Consider the following 15,711-nt stretch of genomic DNA (forward strand, 5'->3'; position numbering starts at 1 on the left):
CTAGAGCGGGGCTCGGCCATGTTCTCGCAATTCGGGCTCGAAGAATATCCATCGGGCGGATGGAAAGCGCTCCTTCAATTCGTGCTCGATGCGGTTGATCGTGCGCACCATGTCGTTCGCACTGTCGTGCGGTTCGAGTTCGGCCTGAATCGCAATCACCAGATCCTCCGACCACTTCAAGGCGATCAGACTGACGATGCGACGGACTTCGTGGCGCTCGCTGAGCCACGCGCGCATCTCCTGGCGTATGCGCTGGTGCGCCGATTCACCGACGAGAAGCGATTGAATCTCGCGCATCGAGAACAGAGCCGTGACCATCAGCACGACGCCGACGCCGACACTGCCGAGCGCATCGTAAAGCGGGTTGCCCGTGAGCACCGTAATGCCGATCGCGATCAGGGAGACGAGCACGCCCGTTACCGCGGCGACATCCTCGCTGACCGCGAGCATCACGGACGGCCTGCCGCTTTCCCTGAACCATTTCAGTAGCCCGCCGGCGCGATGGCGGGGTTCGATCGTGCGAATGGAGGCTCTGAGAGCGACTGCCTCGATCACGCCGGACACGCACAACACGGCGATCGCGAGCAAAGGCTGTTCGAGCCGTGAGTGATGGATTGCTCGAAAGCCGCCGATCACCATCGACGCAACGCCGCCGAAGATGAAAAGCTGCAGCGCCACCAGCATTGCGTAGACATAGGTCGCGCGACCGAAGCCGAGTGGATGCTGCTCGTCGGGCTCGGCTCGCGCGGCGCGATGCCCGACGAGCAGCGCAATCTGGTTCAGACAGTCGGCGCTGGAGTGTACGGCTTCGGCGAGTGCGGACCCCGAGTTGGTGTAGAACGCGACGGCGAACTTGCACACGGCGACAGCGATATTCGATGCGAGGGCGTAGTAGACCGCCCGTGGCGCAGATATGTGCCGCCCGGACCTGGCCCTCATGAGCCTATCTCCTTGTTCGAATCGAAAATGGGCGATTCCCGAGCCTGGAGATTGAACAGCATAAAGCAGGCCTCGAGACGCTGGTCGATTACAGGGGAGTCCAACCGATCAGGCGTCCGTTGCGGTGTGCGAGCTGGAACATTCCCATCGGCCCTCTGTCGCCTCTGCTGAGGAACCAGACGAATGGAGGTGCAACATGACTTCCTACGCGAACCGGCCGACACTTCTTTTCGGTGTTTCGGAGCGGGCAGTGGAAGCCGCGCTCGCGCCGCTGATCGAAAACGGCACCGTGCGTGTATGTTTGAACGCGCGGCGCGTTTCGGGCTATTGCCTGAGCGGTGCGCGTCACGTCGTGAATGGAGCCGCCGCGACCGAAACGACACACGAAGACGCGGTCACAACCACTATCGCGACACGGTCGGCTGTGCGCTCTTTCGAAGGCGCGCTTGCCGGATATGACTCGCAATTGCAGCAGCATCGCTCGCTTGCCATGCTCGCGCGACGGTGAGGCAGTACTCGCCGCCTGCTCGTAAAGGTGGTCGAAGCTGCGATTAGACAAGGCCTTCGCCGACGCATCATTGCGTGCAGCGAAGGCTTCCTTCAAACGAGACCGAGCACACCGAGGCGCGCCTGGCCGATGAGCTCGAACGACGCATCAGCGTTAGGCGGATGGAATGCGCCCGCACGTACATCGCGATATAGCCGTTCCAGTTCCGCACGCCGCGCCAACGCGCCGGCCCCGGCAATTTGCAGCGAAAGGTTCACGACGCGCAGCGCGCCATCCACCGCGTGCTGTTTCGCGGCCAGCAGTTTCGCGATCCACGGTTCGGGCTCCGGGTGCCCGGACCACCATCTATCGGCGACGCGTTCCAGTAATGCCTCGATGCTGTCGAGTTCGATCGACGCCTCGGCGACGCTGCGCTGCGTGAGAGGCTTGTATGCGTAGGTCCTGCCCTGCAATGCGGCGGATGAGCGCGTGGTGGCGGACGCAAGCGCGAGAGCAAACGCACGTTTTGCCGCGCCGTAGTACACGGCGGCCAGCCCCGGCAGGACGGCGCCGAGAATGCCGTCGACGAACGGATCGTTCGGCGGTCCGGCAGGCAGCACGCGAATTACGCGATCCTTGCGCGCCACGGCGCCCTCCAGCAGGGTATCGTCGCTTTGCGTCGCGCGCAGGCCGAGCGCGTCCCATGTCTTGACCGTGCGATGACCCGGCGCGCTGCGCTCGATAAACGCATGCACGATCTTAGGATGCGCGGGGTCCGAGTCGTCGAGTCCGTGAACGCCGAGCCAGTCCCAAACGGGAGCCAGCGACGTGAAAATCTTGCGGCCGTCGAAGCGGTAGCTGCCGTCGGCGAGCGGCGTCGCCTTCACGAACGAGTGGGCGAGACCCAGATCGTTGCCGGGTTCACCGTGGCCTGCGGCGAAGACCTTGCCGGCTGCGGCCTCGGTAAGAATCCATTGCGCGGAGTTGTCGCTAAGCCGCCGCAAATGCAGCGCCGCGCCGATCCAGTATTGATGCATGTTCAACGCGAGCGCCGTGGCGGGCGCACGTCCCGCGAGCCGGATCTGCTGCTGGATGAATTCGGGCAATGTAAGCCCCAAGCCTCCCAACTCGACTGGCACGCTCGCACGCAGAAATCCCGCCTGTTTCAGCTCGTCGAGGTCTTCGGCAAAGAAGCGGTTCTCACGATCGTATAGCGCCGCGCGCGTACCGATGCGATCGAGCAGCGCTTCAGAGAGCAACGAACTGGATCTGTTGGCGGCTTGCGCTTCGTTATTCGTGGGGGCGGATAGGTCGGGTTCCGGTGCCGTACTGACTGTGCTCACAGTGATTTTCTCCTTCTCCCATACGACGATTGTTCAAGCGAAGTATTTGTCGTCTGGGACGACGCCCAGCGAAATGAAAATGCGGTTCGTGTGGTTGAACCACGACGCCGTTTCAACAGCTTCGAGAATGGCCGGCTCGGAAAGGCCTTCGCCACGCAGCCGCTCGAAATCTTTTTGATTCACGCTGCGCGGGTCTTGCGTCACCTTGATCGCAAGATCGGCGAGTGCCTGCTCACGCGACGAAAGCCCCGCGAAATGAAGGTCCGTGGCAATGCGGCGTGCTTTTGCCGGATCGTCGAGCGCGGCGCCCAGTGCGTGAGTGTGATGAAGCGCGCACAGACCGCAGCGGTTGGTCGTGGAGACAACGACCGCGATCAGTTCGCGTTCGACGAGCGGGAGCTTCCCGCCTGTCGCGCCAAACAGTTGTTCGAAGTAACGGACGAAGCGCCGGGTGGTGTCCGGATTCAACGCGAGCGCGCGAATCCAGTTATCGCCGTCATGCGATTGCACGAGCCGCTCGATGTCGTCGGGAAGGGCGTCATTATTGGCGTGTCTGAGCCGCGAGAGCGCGCTTTCCGCTTGAGTGTCAACAGCTGCTGTCATATCAATGCTCCTTGGACGGGTTGCCGCGAGAAGAGAGACTGATGCGCCTGATTATCGTCAGCGGCTTGCCGCGCGCGCCAATATTGATTTGGCATTTGCATAGCGGCGCGAATGCGTTTCGACGCAGTGAAACGAATGCCCCTGCGATGGCGTCGAAGAGTGCCGCGGCGTCGCCGGAAAAAGCGTGATCGACGTTGTTGATTCGAAGGCCTCGGAACGCGGCGACGTTCGATCGTCCGGAAAAGATTAGCGTTTGATACGCGTAGTGAAATCCAATCCATCAAACCTTGTTTGCCGTTCTTTTATGCGAACGCTAGATTGAGTCCATAGAGCAATGGATCGATTGGAGGTCGCATGGCCACGGCAATTTTCCTGAGTGGGCTGCTGCATCCCGTGCGGACCTTGGGGCAGCGTTATGCGAAGCGTTCATCGGCACAGTCCGATGAGCGTTCCGACGGACTACGCGCGCCAGACGAGCGCGCGCAATCGGCGGAGCGGATCGCGGCGTATGCGCGCGGCGGCTATTTCCATTTGGAATACACGCCGGTCATGTTTGTCGTGCCGCACGATCCGCCGCCGGATTGAATGGCAAGCAGCGTTTCCGTAAGTCGCAGCGACTAAACCGATGCTTCTTTAGAAATGAAAATAAATTGGTTCGGCTTCGGTCGCCGATCTCTCATAGTGTCTCCTGATGGCTATAGGCGGTTGCATTCGCCATTGTCTAGAAACAGCGCGTAAGGAATCGCGCTATATCGAAGGAGACGTCATGACGCTTGAACTCGCAGAACGATCCACCGACGCGCTGCTCGAAAGCGCCCGCGCACGCGCTGCCGAAGCGGGCCTGTCCTATGCGGGCGGCGTGCCGCCGCAAGACGCGTGGACACTCGTTCAGGCCGGCGCCGCAGTCCTCGTGGACGTGCGCACTGCCGAGGAACGCAAATTCGTCGGACTCGTGCCGGACAGTCTGCATGTTGCATGGGCAACTGGCACGAGCCTGACGCGCAATCCGCGCTTCGTGCGCGAGCTTGAAGCGAAGACCGGCAAGGATGCGGTCGTGCTGTTGCTGTGCCGCAGCGGCAACCGCTCCGCGCTGGCGGCCGAGGCTGCCGCGAAAGCGGGCTTCACGCAGGTTTTCAACGTGCTGGAAGGTTTCGAAGGAGAGCTGGACGACGCGCAACGGCGCGGCGCCAGCAATGGTTGGCGTTTTCACGGCCTGCCGTGGATTCAGGACTGATGCACCTGAAACGGTCCGCGCTGCACTTTATGGGGAGTCAACGCTGTGGCAGTGTTCGACGTCGATGAAATAGTTCAGGCGCTTCAGACGGTGCGCCAGCAGTGGCGTGAAGTGCAGAAGCGTTCGCTCGAACCAGGCGGGCGCGAGTTGCCGGGGCGCGAAGCGCTCGCGGACATCGTCGATACGCTGAAGGGTGTGCTTTTTCCGATGCGTCTCGGGCCCGCCGATCTGCGGCAGGAGAGCGAGAACTTCTACGTCGGGCATGCGCTCGACGCGGCCTTGCATGCGCTACTGGCGCAGGCGCGGCTGGAGTTGCACTACCGCACCCGGCACGACCCACCGCCCGCGGCCGTGGTGGAAGCGCAGGCAAGCGTCGCGGTGCGCGCGTTCGCGACGCGCTTGCCGGCAATCCGCACGCTGCTCGACAGCGACGTTCTCGCCGCGTTTCATGGCGACCCCGCGGCGGGCAGCGTCGATGAAGTGCTGTTGTGCTATCCGGGCGTGCTCGCGATGATTCACCACCGCATCGCGCACGAATTGTACGGACTCGGTTTGCCGCTGCTGGCGCGGATCGTTGCTGAGCATGCGCATGCTCAGACCGGCATCGATATTCATCCCGGCGCGAAGATCGGCGCGGCGTTCTTCATTGATCACGGCACCGGCGTGGTGATCGGCGAGACGGCCGTGATCGGCGAGAGGGTGCGCGTCTATCAGGCGGTGACGCTCGGCGCCAAGCGCTTTCCTCGCGACGCGCAAGGGCACCTGGAGAAGGGGCACGCGCGTCATCCGATCGTCCAGGACGACGTGGTGATCTACGCGGGCGCAACCATACTCGGACGCGTGACGCTCGGCCGGGGTTCGGTGATCGGGGGCAATGTGTGGCTCACGCAGGATGTCGCGCCGGGGTCGCACGTGACGCAGGCGGTGTCGCGCAATGAAGGCACCGGCGTTGCCGTGCCGGGCGAACGCACGTCACGCGCGCAGCGGGAGGACGAACCTCTCGTGACGGGAGCAGCGCGATGAGCGGCCTCGTCAGGGAATTCGGCGCGGCGGTCAGACGGATTCGCGAGACTTATGGCTGGTCGCAGGAGCAACTGGCCGAGTACGCCGAACTGAACCGCTCCTATGTCGGCGAGATTGAACGCGGTGCCGCGATCGCATCCATCGTCACGGTCGACAAACTCGCGCGCGCGTTTCAGGTGCCGATAGAACGTCTGCTCAATCCTGCCGCTGCAACTGCGGAGGTCGATCCCGCTTCGCTGCGTTAGATCGAACGTTGCTGTCTATAGCATGTTGAAGGGCCGGGGTTGGCTCTCGATAATCTGTTCCGCTCATAAGCTTTCCCGATTTTCATCTAACAACCCCGGAGCAACAGATGACAGCAACAGTGGGCGGCCTGACGGCGCTCGGCGATACCGCAGCACGGCAACTAGCTAATGCCACCAAAACCGTTCCGCAACTCGCGACGATCACGCCGCGTTGGCTCACGCACCTGCTGCAGTGGCTGCCGGTCGAGGCAGGCATCTATCGTCTGAACCAGGTGAAGAATCCTGAAGCGGTGGTGGCCGCCTGCACCGCGCGTGAAGATGAGAGCGCATTGCCGCGCACTTTTGTGCCGTACGAGGAAGCGCCGCGCGAGTATTTTCTCAATGCGGTCAGCACGGTGCTGGATGTGCATACGCGGGTCTCGGATCTGTACAGCAGCCCGCACGATCAGATCAAGGAGCAACTGCGCCTCACGATCGAAACGATCAAGGAGCTGCAGGAAAGCCAGCTCATCAATAATCCCGATTACGGTCTGCTCGCCAACGTCGCTGAAGAACAGCGCGTGTTTCCGTTGACCGGCGCGCCGACCCCGGACGATCTCGACGAGCTGCTCACGAAGGTCTGGAAAGAGCCCGCGTTCTTCCTCACTCATCCGCTCGCGATCGCCGCGTTCGGCCGTGAATGCACGCGCCGTGGCGTGCCGCCGCCCACCATCAGTCTGTTCGGCTCGCAGTTCCTGACGTGGCGCGGTATTCCGCTGATTCCGTCGGACAAGGTGCCGGTTGCGGACGGCAAGACCCAGATCCTGCTGCTGCGCGTCGGCGACAAGCGCCAGGGCGTGGTCGGCCTGTTCCAGCCGGGTGTCGCGGGCGAGCAGGGTCCGGGGCTGTCGGTCCGCTTCATGGGCATCAACAATCATGCGATCGCGTCGTATCTGATCTCGCTCTATTGCTCGCTCGCCGTGCATTCGCCGGACGCGTTGGCGGTTCTCGATGACGTGGAGATCGGCAAGTACCATGACTACCCAGACACCTACAAGTAAGCCGATGGACAACGTCCCGCCGCACGAAGTGCCTGACGGTCCTCCAGCGGGATTGCCCGACCCCGCGCTTCTGGCGTCGCTCGCTAACGCGTTCTTCTCGGCGCTGCCGGGCAATGCGCCCGATACGTCGGCAACGCCGGGTCTCGCGGGCACGCAGCCGTTCACCGCGCCCGTGACCAGCGAGCTCGGCAATCCAGCTCCGGCTGGTTCGCCGCTCGCGGGACCCGGAGGCACGGGCACCGGCATACCGGGCGCGGCGTTGCCGCAAGGTCACGTGCCGGGCGGCAACCTGCTGCCTTCCGCGCCGACGCACGTTCTGTCGCTGGGGCATCGCGCGCCCGCGCTGGTGCCGCATGCGGCGGCTCAGAACGGCTTGCCCGATAACGTGGTGACGGTTGCGCCCGCGCTCGATCCGCCTTTTGGCAGCGCCGCGCTGGGTGTGCCGGAAGGACAGGGCGCGCAGCGTCAGGGCGGCGGTGGAGCGCTGGCAACGCAGTCGGCTTCGCCTTACTACTTCCTCGGCGATGCGACGCACTCGCGAGAGACTTCCGCCGTGCCGCCGGAGATCGTCGTGCCGGGCTGGCAGGAAGTGACCGCGCAATCGCTCGGCTTGCCTGCTGTTGACGGGCCGCTTGTCGAACAACGCTTTCCGTATGACCGGGCGGCTGCTTCACCCGCAGCGGCGCAACCCGCGAGCCCGTCACACTATTTCCTGAATATGCAGGATCGTTCTCGCACGCCGGGGCAGTCGCTTCATGGCGCGCAGAACGTCCCGCAGGCGGCAAGCGCGGCGCATCCACCGTTCGACGTGAATGCGATTCGCCGCGACTTTCCGATTCTGCAGGAGCGCGTCAACGGCCGGCAACTCGTGTGGTTCGACAACGCCGCGACGACGCACAAGCCGCAGGCGGTGATCGACCGGCTCGCGTATTTCTACGCACACGAAAACTCGAACATCCATCGCGCGGCGCATGCTCTGGCCGGCCGCGCGACCGATGCCTACGAGGCGGCGCGCAGCAAGGTGCAGCGCTTCATCGGCGCGGCATCGCCGGAGGAGATCATCTTCGTGCGCGGCACCACCGAAGCGATCAACCTGATCGCGAAGACGTGGGGCGTGCAGAACGTTGGCGAAGGCGACGAGATCATCGTGTCGCATCTGGAGCATCACGCGAACATCGTGCCGTGGCAGCAGCTTGCCGCGCAGACCGGCGCGAAGCTGCGGGTGATTCCGGTCGATGACAGCGGGCAGGTTTTGCTCGACGAATACCGTCGGCTGCTGAATGACCGGACAAAGATCGTCTCGGTCACGCAGGTGTCGAACGCGCTGGGCACCGTGGTGCCGGTCAGGGAGATTGTCGAGCTTGCGCATCGTGCGGGCGCGAAGGCGCTGGTCGATGGCGCGCAGTCGGTATCGCACATGCGGGTGGATGTGCAGGCGCTCGACGCGGATTTCTTCGTGTTCTCGGGCCACAAGGTGTTCGGTCCGACCGGCATCGGCGTGGTGTACGGCAAGCGCGCGATACTCGAAGATATGCCGCCGTGGCAAGGCGGCGGCAACATGATCGCGGACGTGACGTTCGAACGCACGGTGTTCCAGCCGCCGCCGAACCGCTTCGAAGCGGGAACGGGCAATATCGCCGATGCGGTGGGCCTGGGTGCGGCGATCGATTACGTTCAGCGCATTGGTATCGAGAATATCGCGCGTTATGAACACGATCTGCTCGCGTACGCAACGAGCGTGCTGCAACCGGTGCCGGGCGTGCGGCTGATCGGCACGGCGCGCGACAAGGCCAGCGTGTTGTCGTTCGTGCTGAAGGGCTACGAAACCGAAGAGGTGGGCAAGGCGCTCAACGAGGAGGGCATCGCGGTGCGCTCCGGGCATCACTGCGCGCAGCCGATCTTGCGTCGCTTCGGTGTCGAGGCAACGGTGCGGCCGTCGCTCGCGTTCTACAACACCTGCGATGAGGTCGATGCGCTGGTGTCGGTGGTGCGGCGGCTGTCATCGCGACGCTGAAACAGGCGGCGGCCAGCAATGGCCGCCGCTTCCTCGCGTGTGAAATGCGCGGGCGGCAAGCACGGCGATCGCTCCATGAGCGCCGCACAAAGCGCGATGCATAGCTGACACGCCACGATAGCCATTGAAGATTCGCTTCCTTCACCGTCGTCGCAAATTCCGTTATCGTTCATTGCGCTGCGGCGCTAACCTCGCATGGTTCGGCTATCCCGCGGCGCAACCTGGACACGGCAGCAACGGAGCGCCTCGGGCGCGTAACGCCTTCGCCGCGGTCCAGCCCAACAACGCAATCGGCGAAGCGCGAGACATGAGCACGCTTCGCCGACGAGCTTGACTGCGCGGCCGGCATCCATCCAGTCCGCACTGGCCGCGGTAACGGAGAAGATCGGCCTCGTCGCCACCGCCTCGACCACCTTCGACGCCCCTTACCATGTCGCGCGGCGCTTCGCATCGCTCGATCGCATCAGCGGCGGGCGGGCAGGCTGGAACGTCGTCACGACGTCCAATCCCGATGCCGCGCTGAACTTCGGAGGCGCGGGCTGTTTCGTCGTGAATACGTGGGCGCGACGCTGCGCGAATATCTCGGGCTGCCACGGCCTGCCAATCGCTTCTTTCCCACCTGAGCGCCGCGCGTTCTTTAGTCCATTAGACTGGCGAAGTACCGCACTTGCGTCGCCGGACAGTCTCCGGCCTGCCCACATCTATTAGCCAAACATGCCGACCGGCAGCCCTTGCCGGTTGTGTCACATCGCGCCTACGCGGCGCGGCTTGTCATCCTTGTTCTGCTCGAACACGTATTGCGACGCCATAGCCAGCGCAACCATCGAGCGCTATCGAAACGGCGAATCTTTGACTATAGGCAACGCATCGCCCGCACGGAAAGAAACTTTGGTTCGAACCTAGTATGACCGCGCCGACTAAACGAATCGCTATCCGTCACATATTCATGCGCGGAATCGTTGGTTGCCGATGCCGTGCGCGCTCTGCTTTCATGGAGTCCGCCATCGATCCCATAAGGAGGAAGCCATGAGTTCAGTACTCGAGGTTCAGCAACCGCACTCCGCAGCACATCAGGACATTCGCGTGCGCCGATACAAACCGCTTATCGGCGCAGTCATCGAAAACGTCGACCTGTCCCAACCGCTCAGCGACGCCAACCAGCGAACCGTGAGGCAGGCACTCGTGGATCACGGCGTGATCTTTTTTCGCGAGCAGGAGCTTACGCCCGAGCAGCATGTCGCGCTGGCACGCATCTTCGGCACGCCCATTCGCAAGAACATCTATCTGCCGGCCGTCGCGGGCTTCCCGGAGATCGAGGTCATCGCCCATAGCGAGAAGACGCAATCCGGCGGCACCGACAACTGGCACGTCGATGTTTCATGGCAGGCACAGCCGCCCAAGGCAACCGTCCTTCACGCGCAGGAGATTCCCGAGGGGGGCGGCGGCGACACGATCTGGACCTCGTCGGCGGCAGTCTACGACTTGCTGGATCCCGATCTGGCCCGCTACTTCGAGAAGCTGAAAGCGGTCAACACGTTCATCGCTTCGCCGAAAAAGCATGCGCTTGCGGACCTGTTGAGCGGCTACGACATTCCCGAGGGAACGAGCGAGGACAACGTTCAGGCCGGGCTCGAACGGGTGCGCGACGCTTCGCAAAAGTTTCCGCCGATCGAAGTGCCGGTGATCAAAACGCACCCTGAAAACGGCCGCAAGCTGGTGTTCGTCAACGAAGGACATACGAGCCATCTGCTCGGTGTTTCGAAGACGGCGAGTCAGAGCCTGCTGAACTATCTATACGACCTGATCAAGACGCCGGAAGTGCAGGCGCGCTTCGAGTGGAAAGCCGGCGACGTCGCGATCTGGGACAACCGTCAGGTCCAACACTACGCGGCGCGCGACTACGGCTCGGCGCGGCGGCGCATTCACCGCATCACGCTGGAGCACGACGGGGTTTTCTAACTGGGGCTCGGCCTTCGGCATCGGATCACGGAGAAACGGAACATGAAGCAATCGGCTCGACGCTGGCGGCAGCGTGTCACATGGATCTTCTACCTGGCGTCGCTGATCGCGGGCGGATTGTTTTGCGGCGCGTCTGCGTTTGCGCAGACTCCTGAAAAGCTCGAACTGCGCTATCAGGGCTGGGCGAGCAAGGTGCTGTATCCCGAGCTTGCCGAGGATCTGGGCTATCTCGCGCCGATCAAGTTGAAGTGGGTCGGCAATACGATCAGCGGACCGCAGGACATTCAGGCCGCAGTAACCGGAGACGTGGATTTCGGCGGCGCGTTCAACGGATCTATCGTGAAGCTGGTGGCCGCGCATGCGCCTGTGAAGGCCGTGATTTCGTACGTGGGCACCGACAAGGACACCAACGGCGGACTGTTCGTGTTGCAGGGCAGTCCGATTCATGGTCCGCGCGATCTGATCGGGCACAAGGTGGGCGTCAATACGCCGGGCGCGTATGAGCAATACCTGGTGACGGCGTATCTGGAGAAAGCGGGCTTGTCCAAAGATGAAATCGACAAGGTAGTGTTCGTCGCCGCGCCGCCGGTCAACCTCGCGCAGCTTCTCAAGCAGAAGCAGCTCGACGCGGTGTTCCTCGAAGACATCATCAAGGACAAGCAGCTCGCGCAAGGCGGCGCCACGCTGCTGGTCACCGACTATCAACTGTTCGGCTCGTTCGGCTACGCGAGTTATCTGTTCACGGATCGCTTCATCGCGCAGAACCCGAACACGGTGCGCAAGTTCGTCGATGGCACGGCGCGCGCGATCGAATGGGCGAAGACCACGCCGCGCGCCGAAGTGGTCGCGCGTCTGAAGAAGATCGTCGAAGCGCGGCATCGCAACGAGGATACGACGATCGTCGATTACTGGAAGTCGGCGGGCGTCGGCGGCAAGGGCGGCTTGATCGACGCGAACGATTTCACGACATACATCGACTGGTACGTGAAAAACGGCGTGCTGAAGCAGAACCAGGTGAAAGCCGAGAGCATCTACTCGAACCAGTTCAATCCGTTCAATCAGTCGGTGGCGTCCCACTAGGGCGCTATCGCGTCGACTTCCGAGGCCTGCGATGGGTGCTGCAATCGGCGTGCGCAACGTCACGAAAGGTTTTCATCTGAAGCGGCGCGGACACTTCAGCGTGCTGGAGGACGTGTCGTTCAACGTGGCCGCTGGCGAGTTCGTGACGCTCGTCGGACCCAGCGGCTGCGGCAAGACTACGCTGCTCGATCTGATCGCGGGATTGGCGAAGCCCGACCGTGGACAGATTCTCGTCGATGGCCGCGCGGTCGAAGGGCCGGGTCTCGACCGGGGCGTGGTGTTTCAGCAGTACGCGCTGTTTCCGTGGCAGACCGCGCTCGGCAACATCGAGTTCGGTCTCGCGGCGAAAGGCGTGCCGAAACCGGAGCGCACGGAGAAGGCTCGCGCATTCCTCGGACTCGTGGGCCTGAGCGGTTTTGGCGACCGCTATCCGCACGAACTGTCGGGCGGGATGAAGCAGCGTGTTGCGATCGCGCGCGCGTTGTCATTCGAGCCCGACGTGCTGCTGATGGACGAGCCCTTTGCCGCGCTCGACGCTCAGACCCGCGAGACACTGCAAGACGAACTGCTGCGGATCTGGCAACGCACGGGCACCACGATCGTGTTCATCACGCATTCGATCGATGAGGCGATCTATCTCGGACAGCGCGTGCTGGTGATGGCGGCAGCGCCGGGACGTGTCACGCATGCGCTCGACGTGAATCTGGAGCGGCTCGACCTGAATGAAGACCTGCGCTCCAAACCTGAGTTCGTGCAGCTGAGACACGAGATCTGGCAACTGACGCATCAGCCGCGCGCGGTCTCGCGCGCGGCGGTCGCGCATGCGGCCTGAACCTGGAGCCCGAACGAAGATGAGTACGTTATCCACCCGCTTTTCGTCGGCTGGCTCGTGGGCCACTGGTCTCGTATCGACATTGTCGCGCGTGCTGCGCGGCGGTGTCGTGATCGTCGCGTTCTGTGCGCTGTGGGAGATTCTGCCGCGTGCTGGCTGGATCGACGCGACGTTTCTGCCGCCTTTTTCGACGGTGCTTGGCGCGCTGATCGAGATGCTGCGTTCGGGCGAGCTTGAACAACACCTGTTCGCCAGCGCGTCGCGAGCGCTCGCGGGGTTCACGATCGCAGTCGCGGTTGGCGTGCCGTTCGGTTTAGTGATTGGCTGGTATCGAACGCTGGCCGAAATGCTCGATCCGCTGCTCGAACTGTTTCGCAATACCGCGCCGCTCGCGCTGCTTCCGGTGTTCGTGCTGGTGCTGGGAATGGGCGAGACCTCGAAGGTGTCGATGGTCGTCTATTCGTGCGTGTGGCCTGTCATGCTCAACACCGTGAGCGGCGTGCGCAACGTCGATCCGCTCCTGATCCGCTCGGCGTTGTCGATGGGACTCACGCCGGTGCAACTGTTTCGCAAAGTCGTATTGCCAGCATCGGTCCCGGCTGTGTTCACCGGCATACGCGTCGCGGCGGCCTATTCGATTCTCGTGCTGATCGCCGCCGAGATGGTCGGCGCGAAGGCGGGGCTCGGCTACCTCGTCAATTACTCGCAATTCACGTTCGAGATTCCGAAGATGTACGCGGGCATCGTCACGCTCGCGCTGCTCGGGCTCGTCTTCAATCACGCGGTGTTGCTTGCGGAGCGGCGGCTCACGGCCTGGAAGGGCGAGCGCTGAGCGCGCTTTGGCTTCGTGAGGGAACCGCAACGGTCATCACAGGAGATGCATTTTCATGACGGACAATCCGGCGAGAAGCGGTGCGCCCAGGGTCACTCACGCGGATAAGGGCACGCGGCACGATGCCGACGTGCTCGTGATCGGCGGCGGTCCCGCCGGCGCGTGGGCGGCAATCAGCGCGTCCGCGCGCGGCGCGCGAGTCGTGCTTGCGGACAAAGGCTTCTGCGGCACGTCGGGCGCGACCGCGCCAGCAGGCACCGGCGTCTGGTATGTGCCGCCGGACGGGACATCGCGCGCTGCCGCGAAAGCGAGCCGCTTCAAGCTCGGCGGCGAACTCGCGGACCAGTCGTGGATGGATCGCGTGCTGGAGCAGACCTGGCTGAACGTGCAGCAACTCGCGGAGTGGGGCTATCCGTTCCCGCTCGACGAAACCGGCACCGAGCGGCGCACGTCGCTGCAAGGGCCTGAGTACATGCGGCTGATGCGCAAGCGCGTCAAGGAGGCGGGCGTGCGCATCCTTGACCACAGCCCCGCGCTCGAATTGCTGATCGACGAGGACGGCACGGTGTCGGGTGCTGCGGGTGTCGATCGTCAGGCGGGCGAGCCGTGGCTCGCGCGCGCGGGCGCAGCGGTGATCGCGACGGGCGGCTGCGCCTTTCTCAGCAACGCGCTCGGCTGCAACGTGTTGACGGGCGACGGCCAGCTGATGGCCGCCGAAGTGGGCGCGGTTCTTTCGGGCATGGAGTTCTCGAATGCGTATGGACTTGGGCCCGCGTTTTCGTCGGTGACCAAATCGCTGTTTTACAACTGGGCGACTTTCTATTATCGCGACGGATCGGCGATTCCCGGCGCGGGATCGTCTCATGGGCGCGGTGTGATCGCTCAGGTACTGGAGAGCCAGCCGGTGTACGCGCGCCTCGATCGCGCCGACGAACAGGTCCGCGCATGGATGCGCAAGGCGCAGCCCAACTTCTTTCTGCCGTTCGACCGTCAGGGCATCGACCCATTCGCGCAGCGGTTTCCCGTTACGCTGCGCCTCGAAGGCACGGTGCGTGGAACCGGTGGTCTGCATCTGATCGACGAGTCCTGCGCGACGTCCGCCGAGGGCTTGTATGCGGCTGGCGATGCGGCCACGCGCGAGCTCATCTGCGGCGGCTTTACCGGAGGCGGCAGCCATAACGCGGCGTGGGCGATGTCGTCCGGCTTTTGGGCCGGCGCGGGCGCAGCGGACTATGCGCGCTCACGACGGGGCGCTACGCGCTCAACATGCGTCGTGCGCGCCGGAGGCGTGGCGCTGCGCGACGGCGGCGGCAGTGCGCCTTATGACGCCGATGAAGTCATCCGCGGCGTGCAGCAGGAAGTGTTTCCCACGCAACGCAACTGGACGCGCGACGGCGCGCTGCTCGAAGACTCGCTGACGCGCCTGGATACGCTATGGCAGCGGGTACGCCGGGCGGCTCCAGCACGCAGCGCACAGGAGGCCGTGCGTGCGCGCGAGGCGGCAGCGATGCTGGCAACCTCGCGCTGGATGTATCGCAGCGCGTTGCAACGCACCGAGACGCGCGGCATGCATCGGAGGAAGGAGCATGCGACGCCGGACCCGGCGCAGCGCGAACGGTTGTTGAGCAGCGGACTGGACAGAGTGTGGGTCGAAAGACTGGATGCACGACGCTCGGCGGATTTCGTCAAAGGAGTTGCCGCATGATCGAGATTGTCGATAGCGAGCGCTGCACCGGCTGCAATATCTGCGTGCGCGCGTGTCCGGTCAACGTGTTCGAGGTCGTGCCGAACGAACCGCCGCGTATCGAGCGTCAGAGCGATTGCCAGACATGCTTCATGTGCGAACTGTATTGCCCGGAAGATGCGCTCTTCGTCGCGCCGCAAGTCGAGCCGTTGCCGAAGGGGGAAGTGCGTCCGGTCGAATTCGGTCAGTACCGTCGCGCGATTGGCTGGGGGCGCGACCGGCAGCCTACCGCCGATCAGGACGCGAGTTTCGAATTGCTGGCTCGTGTTCATTGAACGGCATAAGTCTTCGGGTGCGCAGAATTAGCTTATGGTCGACGCGCTGCCACGCTTAGCC

At 63.5% G+C, this 15,711-nt stretch carries 16 protein-coding genes and 1 pseudogene; 14 read left to right on the top strand and 3 right to left on the bottom strand.

Annotation, left to right across the window (positions count from 1 at the left end):
• On the bottom strand, positions 1-939 hold the full coding sequence (locus tag AB3X89_RS02935) for a cation diffusion facilitator family transporter (protein WP_368581750.1): 939 nt from the start codon (positions 937-939) through the stop codon (positions 1-3).
• 196 nt (positions 940-1,135) lie between these two features.
• Between AB3X89_RS02935 and AB3X89_RS02940 the strand changes: the two genes are divergently transcribed.
• A complete protein-coding gene (locus tag AB3X89_RS02940; protein ID WP_368581751.1) occupies positions 1,136-1,447 on the top strand; it encodes a hypothetical protein in 312 nt (103 codons plus the stop codon).
• A gap of 92 nt (positions 1,448-1,539) precedes the next feature.
• Here the strand turns inward: AB3X89_RS02940 and AB3X89_RS02945 are convergent, their stop codons facing one another.
• Positions 1,540-2,769 (bottom strand): acyl-CoA dehydrogenase family protein, encoded by a 1,230-nt coding sequence (locus tag AB3X89_RS02945; protein ID WP_368581752.1) that lies wholly within the window; start codon positions 2,767-2,769, stop codon positions 1,540-1,542.
• Positions 2,770-2,802: 33 nt separating this feature from the next.
• A complete protein-coding gene (locus AB3X89_RS02950; RefSeq protein WP_368581753.1) occupies positions 2,803-3,372 on the bottom strand; it encodes a peroxidase-related enzyme in 570 nt (189 codons plus the stop codon).
• 354 nt (positions 3,373-3,726) lie between these two features.
• Between AB3X89_RS02950 and AB3X89_RS02955 the strand changes: the two genes are divergently transcribed.
• The 13 genes and pseudogenes from AB3X89_RS02955 to AB3X89_RS03015 all read left to right on the top strand — a co-directional run bounded on the left by AB3X89_RS02955 (position 3,727) and on the right by AB3X89_RS03015 (position 15,650).
• Entirely contained in the window at positions 3,727-3,957 is a 231-nt protein-coding gene (locus AB3X89_RS02955) for a hypothetical protein (RefSeq protein WP_368581754.1), read from the top strand.
• 181 nt (positions 3,958-4,138) lie between these two features.
• Entirely contained in the window at positions 4,139-4,606 is a 468-nt protein-coding gene (locus tag AB3X89_RS02960; RefSeq protein WP_368581755.1) for a rhodanese-like domain-containing protein, read from the top strand.
• A 45-nt stretch (positions 4,607-4,651) separates the two neighbouring features.
• Entirely contained in the window at positions 4,652-5,629 is a 978-nt protein-coding gene (gene epsC, locus AB3X89_RS02965; RefSeq protein ID WP_368581756.1) for a serine O-acetyltransferase EpsC, read from the top strand.
• Entirely contained in the window at positions 5,626-5,874 is a 249-nt protein-coding gene (locus AB3X89_RS02970) for a helix-turn-helix domain-containing protein (RefSeq protein ID WP_018436421.1), read from the top strand. Before epsC ends, AB3X89_RS02970 begins: the two co-directional genes overlap by 4 nt.
• A gap of 107 nt (positions 5,875-5,981) precedes the next feature.
• Positions 5,982-6,914: a family 2A encapsulin nanocompartment shell protein gene (locus AB3X89_RS02975; protein ID WP_368581757.1), complete on the top strand. Its 933-nt coding sequence runs from the start codon at positions 5,982-5,984 to the stop codon at positions 6,912-6,914.
• Positions 6,889-8,928: a family 2A encapsulin nanocompartment cargo protein cysteine desulfurase gene (locus tag AB3X89_RS02980; RefSeq protein WP_368581758.1), complete on the top strand. Its 2,040-nt coding sequence runs from the start codon at positions 6,889-6,891 to the stop codon at positions 8,926-8,928. Before AB3X89_RS02975 ends, AB3X89_RS02980 begins: the two co-directional genes overlap by 26 nt.
• Before the next feature lie 330 nt (positions 8,929-9,258).
• Positions 9,259-9,459: pseudogene (locus AB3X89_RS02985) on the top strand (LLM class flavin-dependent oxidoreductase); the annotation flags it as partial.
• A 495-nt stretch (positions 9,460-9,954) separates the two neighbouring features.
• On the top strand, positions 9,955-10,887 hold the full coding sequence (locus AB3X89_RS02990) for a TauD/TfdA dioxygenase family protein (protein WP_368581759.1): 933 nt from the start codon (positions 9,955-9,957) through the stop codon (positions 10,885-10,887).
• A 42-nt stretch (positions 10,888-10,929) separates the two neighbouring features.
• Positions 10,930-11,967 (top strand): ABC transporter substrate-binding protein, encoded by a 1,038-nt coding sequence (locus AB3X89_RS02995; RefSeq protein ID WP_368581760.1) that lies wholly within the window; start codon positions 10,930-10,932, stop codon positions 11,965-11,967.
• Between the two features lie 31 nt (positions 11,968-11,998).
• The gene (locus AB3X89_RS03000; protein ID WP_368581761.1) at positions 11,999-12,799 is read left to right on the top strand and encodes an ABC transporter ATP-binding protein; all 801 of its coding nucleotides are present in this window, start codon (positions 11,999-12,001) and stop codon (positions 12,797-12,799) included.
• 19 nt (positions 12,800-12,818) lie between these two features.
• Positions 12,819-13,631, top strand: coding sequence for an ABC transporter permease (locus AB3X89_RS03005; RefSeq protein ID WP_368581762.1), 813 nt, complete (start codon positions 12,819-12,821; stop codon positions 13,629-13,631).
• Positions 13,632-13,686: 55 nt separating this feature from the next.
• A complete protein-coding gene (locus tag AB3X89_RS03010; protein WP_368581763.1) occupies positions 13,687-15,336 on the top strand; it encodes an FAD-dependent oxidoreductase in 1,650 nt (549 codons plus the stop codon).
• The gene (locus AB3X89_RS03015) at positions 15,333-15,650 is read left to right on the top strand and encodes a 4Fe-4S binding protein (RefSeq protein ID WP_368581764.1); all 318 of its coding nucleotides are present in this window, start codon (positions 15,333-15,335) and stop codon (positions 15,648-15,650) included. Before AB3X89_RS03010 ends, AB3X89_RS03015 begins: the two co-directional genes overlap by 4 nt.
• The last annotated feature ends 61 nt before the right edge of the window (positions 15,651-15,711 follow it).

Source organism: Paraburkholderia sp. BR14320, assembly GCF_040948665.1.
Classification (GTDB): domain Bacteria; phylum Pseudomonadota; class Gammaproteobacteria; order Burkholderiales; family Burkholderiaceae; genus Paraburkholderia; species Paraburkholderia youngii.